This window comes from Leclercia sp. 1548 (assembly GCF_050435045.1).
Taxonomy (GTDB): domain Bacteria; phylum Pseudomonadota; class Gammaproteobacteria; order Enterobacterales; family Enterobacteriaceae; genus Enterobacter; species Enterobacter adecarboxylatus.
In genome coordinates this window covers 31,065-48,866 of record NZ_JBNDJP010000001.1, presented here as the reverse complement: position 1 = coordinate 48,866, position 17,802 = coordinate 31,065, and the positions used below count along the sequence as shown (strand labels likewise).

Below are 17,802 nucleotides of genomic sequence, written 5' to 3'. Positions count from 1 at the left end.
TCCTTAGAACTGGGTTAAATCAATCTTGAGCACGTAGTCAGCTTTATTGGCTTTTTCATCCTGCTTCACGCTGGCATAGAGCGTGTTGGCATCGGCAGAAAGCGCCAGACTGTTTGGCATCGCCGCGGTTTTAACGGTGTGTTTCAGGCGGTTGCTGGTCGCGTCGATCACGCTAATCTGGCGATCGTTGCGATGCGTGACATAGACTTCTTCCCGTGCAGGGTTATAGAGCACGCCAACGGAGTTAGGCGTCGGGACACGGTGCAGGAGCTTGCCGGAATCCAGCTGCACAACCAGCACATCGCGGGTGTTTGTGTCAGCGATATAACCCACCCCTTTCGCGGTGTTCAGGGCGATGTTGAGGAAGTAATGTTCCGGGTCGGCAGGATCGACCTTCACGCGGCTCAGCGGCTGCGACGTTTTGCCATCAAGGGTGATCAGCTCCCCGGTACCGGAGACGACGTAAACTTTATCGCCCGCTTCATCCACCGCAAAACCTACAGGCTCCAGCTTCTGGAGGGTGTGTACAAGCTCTTGCTTCTGCGTATCCACTACCCAGAGCAAGCCTTTATCTTTACGACCAATCCCCGACACATACAGACGCTGGTGCTTCTTATCCAGCACAACTTCACGAACGTGGGCTTTCTTATCCGGATCGGCATCGTCGCTCAGTTGGATGGTTTTGATGACGTCGTTGTTGTGCGTATTAAGCAGCGTGACCGACCCTTCCAGAGCGTTGCCCAGATAAAGAATGTGCTGCTCCTGATCCAGCGCGACGGCAAAAGTGCGGCGCTCTGTCGGGATTTGGTGTTCAATTTTTAGCGTGGGTGCCGACAGCTGGAAGACCAGTCCGGCCGTTTTGTCTTTATCAAAAGAGGGCGCGGATGCCGCATAGAGGGCATTCTGGGCTTTATCATAGGCCAGCTCATAAACGCCATGTCCAAGCGACTGTACAACGAAATCCTTTTCGGTAAATTCTTTCGCGAATAGCGAACCAGATTGCACCGCCAGGCAAACGGCAAGCGCACACAGGGTTTTGTTCTTTCCGGCAGAGGTATTTTTCATGTCATTATTCTTTACAGTTGCTTACGTAAAGAAAATGATAATGAAAATAAATATCATTTACAATTGTAAAGAATTCTCAACCACCTACCATTTTTAGTATTGAAGTCCGGTTATATTGCGCAATTAACAACCCCTTAACTCACGAACCGCCCTATTCTTGCCGCCTGGCTGGCTAAACCTTTAAAAATGGCCTCACTGACCTGCATGGGGAAATCCGATGGCAATTCTGCCCTGACGGAGGCAATAACGTCGTCTGTTCGCTCCGCCATCTCGGCCAGCAAACGGCGAGCGGCCTCCTGGGAATAACCTGCAAAAGCAGCGGTGCTGATGAAGTGACGCGGTTGGATCATCGCAAAATGGTACTGCCGGTTCTTGCCCTGTAACGCCATCGCCATCTTCGCTTTTTTGACCGGGATCCCCCCTGCGTCGAACAGCGGAAACGCGGAAATCACGTCGTACAGCGGGGCCATGCGAAAGGCGGAATCCGCCTCGATAAACAGGCTGAAATTCTTCCCGTGACCATCAATTGCGGCCAGCATCCAGAACAGGATCTGCGCCTTAAAGAACAGCTCGCGATCCTGCCCCGCCAGGCGGGAACCGAGCAGCAGCTTCATGGCGTCGGCAATCCCGGGACCACCGTGAGATTCATATTTCAGCGCTGGCGACACGCCCAGGGCCTGGCAAAAATCTTCCTGCGGCAGGCGCATCAGCCACCCGCTGCTGGACCAACGACGGTCGAAACGCTCGATAATCAGCACTTTCTTGCGGCCAAAGGTTGCCATCTCCGCCTGTGCCACTGGGAAACCAAAGGCTTTGGCAATGCGCAAACACAGCCATTCGTTTTCACAACTTTCGCTCAGGTCGATATTGTTTTGTTCTATTCTGCCGATCGGCAGCTTAAAGATGTGACTGGTTGGGGTGCTACCCTGGGGCCGCTGCCAGCGTGCCTGGTACCATAGCAGCGCCGTCTTTTCCTGCGCGCCGGCCAGCGAAATGCGAAAGTCGGCATCCTCCTCGGTCATCCCCAGCGGTGCCATCTGATACCCGTCGAGCAGCGCGGCAATCTGATCGTCATCCAGCGGTTCGGCCACGATATCTGTTACCGGGGGGATCTCCTGTCCTGGCGGATAGAGCTGAATGGCGCCCACACAGTCACGCCCGACACTGGCCAGCAGATCAAAGGGATGAGCGGTTTCAACCTGGAATCGGGCCTGCATGCGGGCAATAATCGCTTCGGAGTCAGGCAGCAGATTACTGAAGAAATTAAAGACCTGCACGCCTCTGATCCTGGCATGCTGTAGCGGTAAAGAGAGCGAAATCGCGCGCGAACCCGGCTCGGCCAGCCACTCCGGGGCATACTGGAAGGACATTGCCCCGCTGCCGTCACGATGCAGCGTACCCACTACGTCGCCATTCATCGCGACAGTTAGTCGTTGTGCGCGCATCGCTTACCACTCCTTCTTCCAGGCATTGTTATCCGGCAGCGTGCCGCCTCGTTTCACCACGTGCAGCTCCAGATCCAGCGCCGAGAGGATTTTGAACAAGGTTTCCAGTTTGGTAGAGCCTGGTTTGTTCTCGAATTCTGATACCGTGGTTTGTTTAATCCCCACCTGTTCAGCCGTTGCCGTTTGGGTTAACTTATTGACCTTACGCTGATCCCGGACAGCCTGAGCCAGTGCGTCTGCCGATGTAACTTTCATGTTTATCCCCCATAGCGGATATTTTAGAAAAATCCCCTGTAGGGGATAAAATGAGAATACCCCCTACAGGGGATAAGTGCAAATTATCCCCTTTAACGGATAATCGCCCCCCATCTTGTTTTGCCAGACTGTGTTAATGTGCACGATGCTGAGGTAATTGATAAAAGAGTAGCATTGTATGTTGTAACTACAGAGTGAATTATTATAGCGACCTCTATTTAATACATTTTAAAGGTGCGCAGTTTAATATTCCCGCGTTAATGAAAAACTGCCCAAATATAATCCAAAATATAAAACAAGCTCCCGTTTCGTTAATTAGAGTCTGTAAACCTGTTTTGCGACTAACTAACGTAGCGGCTTCGGATAATTTATGCGTCCAATATAAAATAATTTCGCTTAAACGAAGCGTATTGCGTAAAAAAAACACCCTTACCTCCCGATGATTTTAATCATTTTTTAGCAAAGCGAAGCAGGTGCTCCATGAAAAGAACCCGCTGCTCATCAGGGTTCCCGTCTATCATTTAAAGATAAGAGAACAGTAGATCTGGTTCGCCTTTATTTTTGCAAGGGATGTTAAAACAAACCTGGTACTTCCGGGTGGTTTTTTTTTGACTCTGTTTAGCCTTTAATGAAATACGGCGAGGGGGTAGGCATGCCTGAATACGATCTAAATATGAGTGAAAGCCAGGTTATTTTACCAGGATTTGACCCATAGAAGTGCTTATTTATTTCTCCTTTTTAAAACCATGCTGGTTTGCTTTTTTATTGAGAAATACTATCCATACGGGAGCAGTGAGATGCCGATTTTCAACTCATTCTGGCAGGCGGGGTTTGAGGGTGCAGATTTTGTTACACGGCAGGGTCATGCCCTTTCAATGGATGATATTACGGGCCACGGCAGCAGACATCTCGAGGATTACAGGGCGCTTAGCCTCTTTAACATTGCCACGGTAAGAGAGAGTGTTGGCTGGAGACTCGCTGATAAATCAGGTGGTTACGACTTTAGCGCCGTGGCCGCAAAAATGGTGTCAGCAAAGGAGAATGGCGTCCAGATTTGCTGGACAATTTGCCATTACGGCTGGCCGGACGATACCGATTTTTTCTCAGATGAATTTGTAACGCGTTTCGCCCGTCTGTGCGGCGCGCTGGCGGCTTTTTTACGCCCCTGGTATCAGGAGCCGCCGGTCTATTCCCCGATCAATGAAATCTCCTTCACCGCCTGGGGGATCGCGGTAGGTCTGTTTCCCGCCTCCCTTGGGCAAGACATGGACGGCATGCAAATCAAACGGCAGCTGGTTCGTGCCGCGATAGCGGCCTGCGACGCTATATGGGCTGCCGATCCCCGCGCCAGAATGTTGCACTGCGATCCCATTATCCATCTGATTTCTCCCGATAACGACCCAACGGTCGAACAGGAAACTGAGGCGTTGCGCACTGCGCAGTTTCAGGCGTGGGACATGTTAGCAGGACGGCTGGAGCCGGAACTGGGGGGCCATCCACGCTATCTGGATCTGATTGGGGCCAATTATTACCACGACAACCAATGGATGACGGGAAACAACCAGCGCCTCGCCTGGCATCTTGGTGATGGCCGCCGACGACGATTACATACGATGTTACAGGAGCTTTATGAACGCTATCACCGCCCTATTCTGCTTGCCGAAACAAGCCATGTTGGCAGTGGACGTGGCGCCTGGATTAACGACGTCGCCTCTGAAGTCGCTCAGGCTCAACTGGCAGGCGTTGAGCTGACCGGGATATGCCTTTATCCCATTATTGATCGCCCCGACTGGGAAAATAACGCTGTCTGGCATCACTGCGGTTTATGGGACATCGCGCCCGATAAAGCACGACATCTGAATACCGTTTATGCACATGCCCTTAAGCAAACCCAGGCGCGGCTGGAACATTTTCAACGGCCATCCGGCGCTTTGACCTTCACCGGCACAGAGGAATCAGATATGAATAAAATATATGTATTTAGTCACCTGCGCTGGGACTTTGTCTTTCAGCGTCCACAGCATCTGATGACACGTCTTGCCCAGCACTATCACATCGTCTTTATCGAAGAGCCGCTCTATTCAGCGGATAAACCGGAGCTGAAACTCTCCCGGCCTGCCCCGAACGTCACTGTGGTTCAGCCCCACACGCCATCAAAAGCGCCCGGATTCCATGACGAGCAGATAGCTTTTCTGGAAACGCTCCTGACAGAGCTACGGGAGCCGGACGAAACCCCGGTGGTCTGGTTCTACACGCCGATGGCGCTGCCGCTGTTAAAAGTCTTTACCCCTGCGATCGTCATCTACGACTGCATGGATGAACTTGCCGCCTTTGAGAAAGCGCCTCGCCAGCTGTTGCAGCGCGAGTCTGCCCTGCTGACACGGGCAGATATTGTCTTTACCGGTGGCCCCAGCCTGTATGAGGCCAGAAAAGGCCGTCACCCGAATATTCACTGTTTTGCCAGTAGCGTCGATGCGGTTCATTTTGAACAGGCGCTGGATCGGGGGAATCATCACCCGCTGCAGGACGACATTCCTCATCCACGGCTGGGGTACTACGGCGTCATTGATGAACGCATGGATTTATCGCTGATAGCCGCCCTGGCGGACTCGCATCCGGAGTGGCAAATCGTGATGGTCGGCCCGGTAGTGAAGATCGATCCCGCAACCCTGCCTCAACGCAGCAACATTCATTATTGCGGCATGCAGCCTTATCAGGCCCTGCCACAGTTTCTTGCCGGCTGGGATGTGTGCCTGATGCCTTTCGCGCTGAATGAATCCACACGATTCATTAGCCCGACAAAGGTGCTGGAGTACATGGCCGCGCAGCTGCCGGTGGTCAGCACCGCCATTGCCGATGTCGAAAAACCTTATAGCCACGTTGTTGCCGTCGCCCAGGATCACGCCGCCTTTATTGCCGCCTGTGACCAGGCCCTGGCGCTGCCGGAAGAGACCCGAAAAGCGCAGCAGCAGACAATGCAGAGCATTGTGGCCAGCACCTCGTGGGATAAGACCGTGCAGAGCATGCATGCGCTGATTGAGAGCGCGTTTTCACGCTATCTGGATGCCTCCGCCGGGTCGGTCGCGCCCGGGGATAGCCCCTCTGACGAGGCCTCTTCCGAGCCGGTTTTACGGCTGGTTCCACCAAAACTGGCCCATAGCGAAGTTGAGGAGTGTTTAATCCTCGGCGCCGGGCCAACCGGGCTGAGCGCAGCCTATCACTATGGCGAAGGCGCAACGTTACTTGAGCGCAATGCCACGGTCGGCGGGCTTTGTCGCTCCATTCAGGACAAAGGATTTACCTTCGATTATGCGGGCCACATTATGTTTTCCGCAGACGAAGACGTGCTGGCGCTGTACAAGACGTTGCTGGGTGACAATATTCACTGGCAGATCCGCGAAGCCTGGGTTTATACCGACGGGGTTTATACCCGCTATCCGTTCCAGGGATCGCTTTACGGACTGCCTGCCACAATCGTCAAAGAGTGCATTCTGGGTGCCATCGAGGCGCGCTACGGGACAGGGTCTGATGTGCAAAGCATGACGACCTGCACAGAGAAAACCGCTCAGGGTAAACATCACCACGACTGCTGTGCCGATGGCGCGGTGCCGGACTACATCAGCGCAGACGCGGCAGAAAAAGCGCCGCGAAAAGACAGCTTTGAAGCCTTTATCTACGAGACCTGGGGCAAGGGGATCGCCCGGCACTTTGCCATCCCCTACAATAAAAAATTGTGGACGGTGCCGCTGTCGGAGATGGAGACGTCCTGGCTGGGAGGCCGCGTTCCCCTGCCCGACCTGGAGCAAATTATCGACGGCGCCCTGAATGAGACCGCAAAACCGATGGGGCCTAACGCCCGCTTCGGGTATCCGTTACGGGGCGGTTTCCAGGCGCTGATGAACGGGTTCCTGCCGCATATCAAAGGCCGGATCGAGACCGGGGCTGAAGTAAGTAAAATATATGCCAATCAGCGCATAGTTGCCCTCGCAGATGGACGGCAATACCGTTATGAACGGATGATCAGCACCCTGGTGTTGCCGGAACTGATTCGTCTGATGGGCGATGAAGTGCCGCCTGAGGTCCGTAAAGCGGCGAAAGGCCTGCGCCACGTCTCCGTTCGCTGCGTGAATCTGGGGATTGGTCGCGACAATCTGACTGACAAACACTGGATCTACTACGCCGGGAAAACGATCTTCCACCGCATATTCGTCCAGGGTAATGCCAGCCCCTTCTGCAGCCCGCCGGGCGGTTGCGGCCTGACCTGCGAAATCAGTTATTCACCGGATAAGCCGCTGCCGGTTGACGGCCAGGCGTTAATCGACCGATGCATTAAGGAGTGCATCGAATGCGGGATCATTTCGGCAGACGATGAGATTATCACCGCCAATCAGATAGATATCCCGTATGCCTACGTGATCTACGATCAGAACAGGAAGGAGAACGTGGAAACGATCCGCAAATGGCTGCTGCTGCATGGCATCACGCTGGCCGGACGTTACAGCGAATGGGAATACTATAACTCAGACCATGCGTTTATCGCCGGGAAAGTGGCGGTCGAGAAAGTCCGCGGATCGGCCTACCGGCATTCTGTTTCCTGACGGCTAAATCATTAACTGTTCAGCTGTCGCCGTTTGCGCTAACGTATTGTTCGCAAACGGCGACGATCGGCCCTCCAATCGCTGTAGAACCAAGACAAACGGGCACAATGTTGAGGTATCTTATTCGTATAAGCTTATTGTATGTTGTAACTACAGACAATTCTGCCGCTGCGCCTGGTCTGTTCTACACTCACTTACACAACACCATCGGGAGAAGATCAGATATGGAGACTCCATTAACCCCCCACGAGCTTCATCTCTTCTCGCACATCCTGTGGCAACTCGGCTCGGGTCAGGGCAGCCGCACCCTGCGTCAGGAGACGCTGGAAAATGTCTGCGCCTTGTTACAGGCCGATTTTGCGGCATCCTGCATCTGGTCTTCCCTCTCTAACACCTCACGCCATGGCGTCAGCTGGAACATTGACGACAAAGCGATGCGCGAGCATGCCAGCACCTGGCAATATATCGATCCCATCACCCCACTTCTGCGCGCAAAACAGCGCCCAACGTTGGTTGATGAGGTGATGCCAGCCCGCGAATTATACAAAACGCCCTTTTACCAGCACTTCCTGAAACCCTGCGGGATGCATCACGGGGTGAATGTCTACTTTATACGTGAAGGTGAAGATGTGGGCGATCTGCGCATCTGGCGGGCCAAAGGTGCCCCGCCGTTCGGGCAACGCGAGATCGCGCTGCTGCAGTTGCTGGAGCCCTGGTTTGCCAGAGCCTTACCCAAAGATGACGCGTCACCGGCTTTAACCGCCCGCGAGCAGGAGGTTGTCAATCTGGTCAGTAAAGGCCTGGGGGATAAAGAGGTCGCCCGACTGCTGAACATCAGCTTCACTACCGTTCGCACTCATCTCAATCACGCGCTCAAAAAGCTGGATTGCGCCAACCGCACGGAGTTGGCCTCACGGTTCCGGCATTAATGCCTCCTCAATCCTGAGGATGGCGGGCGGGTTTGGGATTTGCCTAAATGTTGCGGATACCTACAGCCAGGAAACAGCCCATGAAAATAATAACACCCGCAACCCCTGTACCACTGGATACCCTCTCCGCCACCGATGCGGCGCAGCTCATCAACGACCGAAAGATAACGAGCGAAGCCCTGGTTCGCGCCTGCTTAGCCCGCATCGATGCCCATGAGAACCTCAACGCCTTTATTACGGTCAATGCGGAACAGGCGCTGGCCCAGGCCAGAGCCTGGGATCAACACCTCTCGGACGGCGGTGCCCCCTTGCCGCTGGGTGGCGTTCCCGTCGCGGTGAAAGACAATATTCACGTCGCCGGTTTGCCCAATACGGCGGGTACACCTGCGCTGAAAAATTTCGTGCCCAACACCACCGCCCCGGTGATCCAACGTCTTATCGATGCGGGCGCGATTATTATTGGCAAATGCAACATGCATGAGCTGGCCTTCGGCGTCACCGGTTATAACGCGGCGTATCACACGCCTGGGATTAAGGGCGTGCGCAACGCCCACGATGTCAGCCGCATTGCGGGCGGCTCCTCGTCAGGCAGCGCGGTGGCCGTAGCCGCCGGAATGGCTCCGGTGGCAATTGGCACAGATACCGGGGCATCGGTGCGCCAGCCCTGCGCCCTGAATGGCTGCGTCGGTTTTCGCCCCACCACCGGGCGCTATTCGCAGGTAGGGATCACCCCTATCTCCCACACCCGGGATACCGCAGGCCCCATGGCCCGCAACGTGGCAGACATTGCCCTGCTCGACAGCCTGATAGCCGGTGGCGACGTGTTAGCCCCTAAACCCGCCGGGACCCTTCGCCTCGGAATTGCGCACTATTTCTGGCAAGCGCTGGATGAAGAGGTCAGCCAACTGGCCCACGCCGCGGTCGACAGGCTGCGCGCTGCCGGGGTCACGCTGGTTAGTGTGGATATGCCCGGGCTTGAAGAGGCCAACGCCGCCGTCTCCTTCCCGGTGGTGATGCACGAGGGCAAACACGATTTGATTGATTATCTGCAGGCGCACGAAACCGGGCTGACGCTGGAGGATATCGTGGCGCACATCGCCAGCCCGGATGTCCGCGCCATCTTTGAGCACGGGATTGTACCGGCGCTGATCCCGGACAGTAACGGGGATCCCATCCCGCTGCCGCCGCTGTATCAGGAGGCGATTTCGCAGGGGCTCGGGCGGTTACTCGCCCTATATGAACAGACCTTTAGCGACCATCATCTCGACGCGCTGATTTTCCCCACCTCGCCGGTCGTCGCCCCGCTGGCGAATGATGAGGTGAGTTCAACAGAAAACTTTGCCCGTTTGATCCGCAATGTGGATCCTGGCAGCAATGCACGACTGCCGGGACTGACCCTGCCGGTCGGGTTTGGTGCCACCAGCGGGCTACCTGTGGGGCTGGAGATAGACGGCTTGCCAGGCTGCGATGCGCAGATTCTGGCGACAGGTGCCACGCTGGAGCGGATTTTGGGGCAGTAGCAAGTCGCGAATTCTCCTGCTAAACAGCCGGGAACCATGAGGGTTATACAGCAGCGTCACCGGAGCCAGAAGCGCAACGCTTATCAGCTGAGCGCGTGGTGTCTCCGGTGATGCTGTCGCCTGATACATCCCGATCGTAGACAGGACGATCCACACATACAACGTAACACCGCGCACCAGAACGAGAACTCACCAGCCTCCCCGCCTACGACAGAAAGTGATACTCGCGCTTAAGCTGCCCCACCAGCACAGCCCCGGTAATGGACAGCAAGAATCGGGGATGTTGCAGATGCAGAGGCCACGTCTCTTGTGTATGCGCGGACCAGAATAATATGCGGCCACCAGCGACAGTATGCAAAAGAGCGGAAACAGGCTGAGCCACTCCCGGCCGGAGCCAAGTCATTGGGATCGTCTGGATCAAACGCCCGTCAATCAGGCAGAACCAGAGCTCGCTTAGCCGCAGACGTAACAGCAGTACGCCGCTGAGAAAAAAGCCGCTCCCAAACAGGATATAGACCGCGTGCCCGCCAACAAATATCAGCCAGCCGCCGGGAATACTGTATGCCAGAACAACCAGTGAGCCGCTCAACACGGCCCGCAGACGAGCTCTTGTCTGTAGCATTGCCCTCCTCTTTTCTTAACTCAGGCAATAAAGCAATCGACGGGCAGGCAAACGAATAAACAGGCGTGCCGTGTTTTAATGAAGAAATTGCTAACATCACTACACTTAACTGGCGACAGGCCACCTGAATACGGAGCAGCGGATGGTTAGCACACATGTTTTTATCGCGGTCAGTCTTGATGGTTACATTGCCCGCCAGGATGGCGATATCGACTGGCTGTTGCAGCGCGATGATCCGACAGAAGATCATGGCTATACAGCGTTCATTGCGGACAAAGAGTGGATCGTTATGGGTCGGGGGAGCTATGAGAAGGTGCTGACCTTTAAGGAATGGCCTTATGACCGCCCAGTGCTGGTACTCTCCCGACAGCTGGCCGATACCCCGGTGCCCGAGGCGCTGAAGGGCAAAGTGCAGTTCTCACGCCACACGCCAAAGGAAGTGCTTAATGACCTGGCAGCGCAGAATGTACAGCGCGTCTATCTCGATGGCGGGCAAGTGATTCAGTCGTTTCTGCGTGAAGGATTAGTCGCCGATATCGTTATCACTACCGTTCCGGTCCTGCTGGGTTCGGGAAAACCGCTGTTCGGTTCCCTGTCCCGGGATATCAATCTGACATTGTTATCCAGCCGCAGCTTCCCTTCAGGTCTGGTGCAGTCGCACTATCGGCTGATGTCATAGCTGACAGAGATAGCGGCGACCAACACTCACGCGAGTAGCACTCATCGTTAAAAATTGACTTGCCTCCGAATAGAACGAAAATAAACGTTCCCGGCGACACACTATAGAAATGGAGTCTATCATCGCCTGCTCACGTCATTTTCAGCTTACGACCCGGCTTAAACGTTCAGGTGCCCTGATCGCGGGGGCATTATTGCTGATCAGTTGCAGCTCTACGCCGCCAAAATCGCTGGTTACTCCGCTGCCGCCGGTGGCTAAACATCCCCTGCCGGATAAAACAGGCCGACATGAGCCGGTGCGTGGCGTCTGGCTGGCTACCGTTTCCCGCCTCGACTGGCCGCCCCTGGAGTCGGTAAACGGTCGCCCTGCCGGATCGCGGATCGCTATGCAACAAAAGGCGCTGACCGATAAGCTGGATAACCTGAAAAGTCTCGGGATTAATACCGTATTCTTCCAGGTCAAACCGGACGGTACAGCCCTGTGGCCGTCAAAGATTTTGCCGTGGTCCGATATGCTTACCGGCAAAATCGGTGAAGATCCCGGCTATGACCCGCTGCAGTTTATGCTCGATGAAGCGCACAAGCGCGGGATGAAGGTCCACGCCTGGTTTAACCCTTATCGCGTCTCCACCAATACACGCCCCGGCACGGTCACGGAGCTGAACCGTACGCTGTCGCTAAATCCGCCGAGCGTGTTTGTTCTGCATCGGGAGTGGATCCGCACCGCAGGGGATCGCTATGTTCTCGACCCGGGCATTCCTGAAGCGCGGGACTGGATCACCAGTATCGTGGCCGAAGTGGTGTCGCGTTACCCGGTGGACGGCGTGCAGTTTGATGACTACTTCTATACCGAAACTCCCGGCTCGATGCTGAATGACAGCCAGACGTACCGCCAGTATGGCCAGGGTTTTGACTCGAAAGCCGACTGGCGCCGTGATAATACCCAGAAGTTGATTGCTCAGGTCTCGCGTACCATTAAACAGCTCAACCCTAACGTCGAGTTCGGCGTCAGCCCGGCAGGAGTATGGCGTAACCGCTCCCACGATCCGGCCGGGTCCGACACACGGGGTGCCGCGGCGTATGACGAGTCCTTTGCCGATACCCGCCGCTGGGTGCAGCAGGGTTTTCTGGACTATATCGCCCCGCAGATCTACTGGCCGTTTTCCCGGGATGCAGCGCGGTATGACGTGCTGGCGAAATGGTGGGCCGGGGTGGTGAAACCAACCCATACCCGCCTCTACATTGGCGTTGCGCTGTATAAGGTGGGCGAGCCGTCAAGCAAAGAGCCAGACTGGACGGTGAAAGGCGGCGTGCCGGAGTTGAAAAAGCAGCTTGACCTGAACGAATCCGAGCCGCACATCGACGGCACGATTTTGTTCCGCGAGAACAACCTCAATCAGCCTCAGGCGCAGGAGGCGGTGCGGTATCTGAGAACCCGCTGGGGGTCCTAGCGCCTGATGCCGGGTATCTCTGTTATTCGCGCCGGTGTTAATGTCCCTTTGCAGGCAAAACGGTGCATTCCGTAACGGGACCGTAATCATATCCCTGAACGGTGAAGTTCGGGAAATCAGTCACCGTGACCATGCTGTCAGACTGATAACTCGGGGGAGCATTATTGCGGAGCTGGGCTTCATTTTCCCGGGCCAACTCCGCTGAAAAGGGGCTGGTCACACTGATGCTGTTCGGATCAACGGTATGTAGCTGCCCCGTTTCGTCTGTGGTGATACTGAGCCGATAGCGTTGTGTGATGTAAGAGGTGGTTTTGCCTTTGGCTATAAAGGTTGTGATGACCTGAAATACCCGGGTGTCACCCTGATTAGCGATCACGGTCATGCTGTTTTTGTAATCCAGGATGACGGGCTTATTATCCGCCACGATCGTTATCGGAACATGACAAATAACCTGAGCACCCGGCTGTTGTACGGCATTTAAGCGCAATACCTCTTCATGCGATGCCGCGTGGACAATCGTTGGGGCTAACAGGAAAGCAAAAACCGCGAAGGCTCTGCACATGAGTATATTTCCCTTATTTATAATTTTCTTCCAATGTACCTGTCGCGTTTATTCATTGAAAGGCTCCCTTTACGCCCCTATCCAAACGGGGAGCAAAGGGATTTACCCGTCTTACAGGCTGCGTTCCCCAGGCAGAGTATGCGTTTCAGGCTGAGAACCACTCTCCAGCCGCCGGATTGCCGGTACCAGACTGGCCCCTGCCGTGGCGATCACCACCGCCAGGGCTGAAACCAGCAGCACGTTGCTGGTGCCGTACTGAATCGCCAGCGGGCCAGCGATAAGTTCACCAAAGGGAATGGCCACAAACGACCCCACCGCGTCATAGGCATAGACCCGCGCCAGTTTTTCCGGGGGAATGTGGGTTTGCAGAGACTGCGCCCAGGCGACGCCAAACAGCCCAAAGGTGACGCCAGCCATAAAGAACGCGGCGATAAGCCAGGGCGTGGTAGCCAGCTGGCTCAGCATGAAAATGGGTAAGGCGCAAAACGACATCAGCATCACCCCAATGAAGAGGTCGCGGCGGGGACGCCAGCGCAGCGCGAGGGATGATCCGACGATCAGGCCGATACTTTGGGCGGCAATGATAAATCCCCAGTGTGCCCGCCCAAATGAAGCATCCGCAATCACTGGCCCCAGCACCATCATCACGCCGCTGAAGGCCGCATTAATAATGGTGAACTGGACGACGATAGCCCAGACCCAGGCCCGGCTAACGAACTCCTTCCATCCCTCTTTCAGGTCTTGCAGGATATTGCTTTGCGTTGAACCCGTTTCGACGGCCTGCACGCGAATGAAATGATAGAGCGGTGCCGCGGCGGCGAAGCCCAGCGCATCAATGGCCAGTCCCCAGCCGGGACCGACAGCGCTGATTAAGATACCGCCCAGCGACGCGCCGATTACCGTCCCGCCATAAATACCGGCCTGAAGAAAGGCGTTGGCCTGACGCAGGTTCCGGGCGGGAACCGTCTGGGGGATGAGCGCGGATGAGGCCGGTAAAGCAATGCCGGCAGCAGCGCCATTGATGGCGCCAAGCAAGGCCAGTCCGATGACCGTCGCAGACCCGTCCATTACCGACCAGGCCACAATAGCCTGTGAAAGGGCCGCAACCACGGAAGAGGCAACTAACACCCGGCTACGGGAATAGCGGTCTGCTAACACCCCGCCCAGCAGCAGGAAAAGTACGTTGAAGATCGACCGGGACGCGACAACGATACCCAGATCGGAGACCGACCCCCCGATATCCAGCACCGCAAAAGCCAGGGCGATAGGAGCGATACCATTCCCCAGCACGGTGAGGAAGCGAGCAGAAAACAGATAGCGAAAGGCGGAGAAATGAAAGGCACGGACGTTTTTATGAGGCGTTTTCATGGAGTCAATGGCATCGGGTTCGGGAAAGGCATTATAACGGAACAGCGTTTCAAAAACATCCGTTCGCGGTTATACCCTCACATGATGGCTGGTCAGTGCGCCATTGACGTAGCGATGGATCATCAGCCCCGGCGCGTCCTCGGCGGGAGGAACCCGGTCGCTACTAAACCAGACCGGATTAGCCGGACACACGGAGGCACAAATATGTGCTGGTATGCCCGCAAACATCCCGGCCACCGGTCTGTGTACGTGTCCTGAAGCCATCGCAAGCGGTCTGGTCGCCGCGCGGTGAATCAGGGCCTCCAGCCGATCCAGCCCCCTGCACAGGGTCTGATCCAGGGTCGGTATGCCGGAGGGAAAAACATGATGATGCAGGAACAGAATGGATGGTAAAGCGTCGGCCCGGTTGAGCTGCTTCTCCAGCCAGCCCAGATGCGCCGTCACAGAGCCGTGATCGTGTCCCTCCACCGTTGTATCAAGACCCATCAGACGCAGACCACCAACCTCCAGAACAGCATGCAGCGCGCCATCACAGGTATCGTTAGCCCCTGTCTCATCACGCCATACCGCGCGCATAAGGCGACGATTGTCTGAGTTACCCGGCAGTATTAAAGAAGGATAATGCTCCTCAGCCAGACGGGCGGCGATCTGTTGATACCCCTCAAGCCAATCGTTGTCGGTTAAATCCCCGGAAAGCACCAGCGCGTCAGGCTGGAGTTGTCTCAGCCACCTGAGTACCCGGTCAAAGCGGGCCAGATGATCGTTATCGGGAGCGGCGTGAATATCTGAAATCTGGGCTATCAACATCGCGTTTTCCTTAAGCCAGGGAACCCGTCAAGGCGCTTGCTGGCCCCCTGCTTTTCTTGTACCCTCCCCGCTTTTAACCCCTTGCCAGAAAATAAAAGGATGCCTGTGACAGCACACCCTTCTAAAGATCCTTTGCATGGCGTCACGCTGGAGATGCAGATCAATGCCCTTGTGGCACGCTACGGTTGGGCGCAGCTGGGAAAGCTGATTAAAATCAACTGCTTTAACAGCGATCCCAGCGTCAAATCCAGCCTCAAATTTTTGCGCCGCACCCCGTGGGCACGCGCCGAAGTCGAAGCCCTCTATCTTGACTCCCTGGACGATCCCGCGCCGACCGACGTCGACGACGAGACCACCAGCCCGTGGGAAAGAGCACGGGCTGGCAAGTAACCCCGCGCGTTAAGGCCGCCGTAACAGCACGATGCTGCGGCCTGGCAGCGGGAAATCAGTATCCGGGAGCACTGCCTGCCCCATCTGCTCATCCCCTGCCGTACTCAGCTCCAGCACCCAGCCATCCTGACCGCATTCCGGGATTCGGAACGGCACCGACCCCTCGTAGGGGTTGATTAACAGCAGCACCTCCTGCCAAATTCCCGGCTGATCGTGCAGATCGGGCCGGGTGAGATACAGCCCAAGGGTCGTCCCCTCGTCCCAGTGCTCCGGCAACTGTGGCCCGCCACCCGCGTTAAACCACTGGATCTCCATTCCGTCACGCCAGCTTTCGCGGCGTAACAGCGGCTGGCTGGTGCGCAGCTCAATCAGATGTCGGGTGAACTTGCGCAGCGCCTCGGCGCTTTCCGGGAGGTTTTCCCAGTGTACCCAGCTGATCTCACTGTCCTGACAGTAGCCGTTGTTGTTACCCAACTGGCTACGGCCAAACTCGTCTCCCGCCAGCAGCATCGGCGTGCCGTGAGAGAACAGCAGCGTGGTCAGGAAGTTACGTTTCTGCTGTTCACGCAGGGCGTTGATCTGCTCATCGTCGGTTGGCCCTTCAACGCCATAATTCGATGACCGGTTATCATTGTGGCCGTCGTTATTGTCCTCGCCGTTGGCTTCGTTGTGCTTCTCGTTGAAGGAGACCAGGTCGTTCAGGGTAAACCCGTCGTGAGCGGTAATGAAGTTGATGCTGGCCCACGGGCGACGCCCGCGCTGGTCATACAGATCCCCGGAGCCGAGCAGGCGTGCGGCAAAATCGGACGAGACGTTATCGCCGCGCCAGTATTCGCGCACGGTGTCGCGGTATTTATCATTCCACTCGCCCCAGCCCGGCGGGAAGCCCCCGACCTGATAGCCACCAGGGCCGATGTCCCACGGCTCGCCAATCAACTTCAACCGTGAGAGGAGCGGATCCTGCATCATGGCATCGAAAAAGCCGCCGCGCTGATCGAACCCTTCTGGCTCGCGGCCAAGAATGGTGCCGAGGTCAAAACGGAAGCCGTCAATGTGCATCGACTCTGCCCAGTAACGCAGGGAATCCATCACCATCTGCAGCACCCGTGGGTGCGAGGTATTCACCGTGTTACCTGTACCGGTGTCGTTCACATAGTAACGGTGCTGACCGGCAATCGTGCGGTAGTAAGAGAAGTTGTCGATCCCCTTGAATGACAGCGTCGGGCCAAGCTCGTTACCCTCGGCGGTGTGGTTATACACCACGTCGAGGATCACCTCGATACCGGCATCGTGGAAGGCGCGCACCATGTCGCGGAAGCCCTTGATGCCGTTCGGGCCGCCATAGCGTGACGCCGGAGCGAAGAAGTTAAGGGTGTTATAGCCCCAGAAGTTCTTCAGCCCGCGATCCAGCAGATGCTGATCGTCCGGGAAAGCATGCACCGGCAACAGTTCAACCGACGTAATGCCAAGACTCTTGATGTAATCCACCGTCGCTTTGTGCCCCATCCCTTCGAAGGTGCCGCGCAATTCAGGCGGGATCGCCGGGTTAAGCTGGGTAAAACCTTTCACATGGGTTTCGTACAAAATGGTGCTGGACCAGGGCACCGCCGGGCGGTGCGGGTCCTGACCGTCGAACACCCGCGGGTCAACAACCCGGCATTTTGGGGTATAAGGCGCGCTGTCGCGGGTATCAAAGCTAAGATCAAGCTCGTCATGCCCCAGCTCATAACCAAAATGGGCGGGGTTCCAGATAAGCTCCCCGGTCAACGCCCGGGCATAAGGGTCAATCAGTAACTTATGCGGGTTAAAGCGGTGGCCATTTTCAGGATCGTAAGGGCCATAGACGCGGTAGCCGTACAACGCACCCGGTTTCAGATCCGGGACATAGCCATGCCAGACTTCATCGGTGTATTCCGGTAACTCGAGACGGGCTATTTCAGATTTACCACTCGGGTCAAACAGACACAGCTCAACACGTTCGGCGCAGGCGGAAAAGAGGGCAAAATTCACCCCTTTGTCATCGTAATTCGCCCCAAGGGGATAACTTTGCCCCGCCTGAATTTCATAAATTTTGTCATATGCCATAGAGTCTCTCCCTCGAACAGTAATAAT

At 55.9% G+C, this 17,802-nt stretch carries 14 protein-coding genes; 6 read left to right on the top strand and 8 right to left on the bottom strand.

Annotation, left to right across the window (positions count from 1 at the left end):
• Positions 1-3: 3 nt before the first annotated feature.
• The 3 genes from ABIE02_RS00200 to ABIE02_RS00190 all read right to left on the bottom strand — a co-directional run bounded on the left by ABIE02_RS00200 (position 4) and on the right by ABIE02_RS00190 (position 2,765).
• Positions 4-1,065 carry a YncE family protein gene (locus ABIE02_RS00200; RefSeq protein ID WP_077227569.1) on the bottom strand — a complete coding sequence of 354 codons (1,062 nt, stop codon included), beginning with the start codon at positions 1,063-1,065 and terminating at the stop codon, positions 4-6.
• A 134-nt stretch (positions 1,066-1,199) separates the two neighbouring features.
• Positions 1,200-2,510 (bottom strand): type II toxin-antitoxin system HipA family toxin, encoded by a 1,311-nt coding sequence (locus tag ABIE02_RS00195; protein WP_336994613.1) that lies wholly within the window; start codon positions 2,508-2,510, stop codon positions 1,200-1,202.
• Between the two features lie 3 nt (positions 2,511-2,513).
• Entirely contained in the window at positions 2,514-2,765 is a 252-nt protein-coding gene (locus ABIE02_RS00190) for a helix-turn-helix domain-containing protein (RefSeq protein ID WP_032618098.1), read from the bottom strand.
• Positions 2,766-3,562: 797 nt separating this feature from the next.
• Between ABIE02_RS00190 and ABIE02_RS00185 the strand changes: the two genes are divergently transcribed.
• The 3 genes from ABIE02_RS00185 to iaaH all read left to right on the top strand — a co-directional run bounded on the left by ABIE02_RS00185 (position 3,563) and on the right by iaaH (position 9,812).
• On the top strand, positions 3,563-7,363 hold the full coding sequence (locus tag ABIE02_RS00185; RefSeq protein ID WP_336994612.1) for an NAD(P)-binding protein: 3,801 nt from the start codon (positions 3,563-3,565) through the stop codon (positions 7,361-7,363).
• Between the two features lie 224 nt (positions 7,364-7,587).
• A complete protein-coding gene (locus ABIE02_RS00180; protein ID WP_032618100.1) occupies positions 7,588-8,292 on the top strand; it encodes a response regulator transcription factor in 705 nt (234 codons plus the stop codon).
• 80 nt (positions 8,293-8,372) lie between these two features.
• Entirely contained in the window at positions 8,373-9,812 is a 1,440-nt protein-coding gene (gene iaaH / locus ABIE02_RS00175) for an indoleacetamide hydrolase (RefSeq protein WP_336994611.1), read from the top strand.
• A gap of 205 nt (positions 9,813-10,017) precedes the next feature.
• Here the strand turns inward: iaaH and ABIE02_RS00170 are convergent, their stop codons facing one another.
• Positions 10,018-10,434 (bottom strand): hypothetical protein, encoded by a 417-nt coding sequence (locus ABIE02_RS00170; protein ID WP_164540346.1) that lies wholly within the window; start codon positions 10,432-10,434, stop codon positions 10,018-10,020.
• Positions 10,435-10,576: 142 nt separating this feature from the next.
• On the opposite strand from ABIE02_RS00170, the gene ABIE02_RS00165 reads away from it, so the two are divergent.
• The gene (locus ABIE02_RS00165; protein ID WP_151584541.1) at positions 10,577-11,113 is read left to right on the top strand and encodes a dihydrofolate reductase family protein; all 537 of its coding nucleotides are present in this window, start codon (positions 10,577-10,579) and stop codon (positions 11,111-11,113) included.
• A 109-nt stretch (positions 11,114-11,222) separates the two neighbouring features.
• Complete coding sequence (locus ABIE02_RS00160; protein ID WP_336994610.1) at positions 11,223-12,563, top strand: glycoside hydrolase family 10 protein; 1,341 nt, start codon at positions 11,223-11,225, stop codon at positions 12,561-12,563.
• 37 nt (positions 12,564-12,600) lie between these two features.
• On the opposite strand, the gene ABIE02_RS00155 is transcribed toward ABIE02_RS00160, so the two are convergent.
• The 3 genes from ABIE02_RS00155 to ABIE02_RS00145 all read right to left on the bottom strand — a co-directional run bounded on the left by ABIE02_RS00155 (position 12,601) and on the right by ABIE02_RS00145 (position 15,300).
• Positions 12,601-13,050, bottom strand: coding sequence for a hypothetical protein (locus ABIE02_RS00155; protein WP_143112063.1), 450 nt, complete (start codon positions 13,048-13,050; stop codon positions 12,601-12,603).
• A gap of 186 nt (positions 13,051-13,236) precedes the next feature.
• Entirely contained in the window at positions 13,237-14,493 is a 1,257-nt protein-coding gene (locus ABIE02_RS00150; RefSeq protein ID WP_336994609.1) for an MFS transporter, read from the bottom strand.
• Between the two features lie 69 nt (positions 14,494-14,562).
• A complete protein-coding gene (locus ABIE02_RS00145; protein ID WP_077227562.1) occupies positions 14,563-15,300 on the bottom strand; it encodes a metallophosphoesterase in 738 nt (245 codons plus the stop codon).
• Positions 15,301-15,405: 105 nt separating this feature from the next.
• On the opposite strand from ABIE02_RS00145, the gene ABIE02_RS00140 reads away from it, so the two are divergent.
• Positions 15,406-15,690 carry a VF530 family DNA-binding protein gene (locus ABIE02_RS00140; protein WP_032618132.1) on the top strand — a complete coding sequence of 95 codons (285 nt, stop codon included), beginning with the start codon at positions 15,406-15,408 and terminating at the stop codon, positions 15,688-15,690.
• A 9-nt stretch (positions 15,691-15,699) separates the two neighbouring features.
• Here ABIE02_RS00140 and glgX read toward each other — a convergent pair whose 3' ends face one another.
• Positions 15,700-17,775: a glycogen debranching protein GlgX gene (glgX, locus tag ABIE02_RS00135; RefSeq protein ID WP_032618113.1), complete on the bottom strand. Its 2,076-nt coding sequence runs from the start codon at positions 17,773-17,775 to the stop codon at positions 15,700-15,702.
• Positions 17,776-17,802 lie beyond the last annotated feature (27 nt).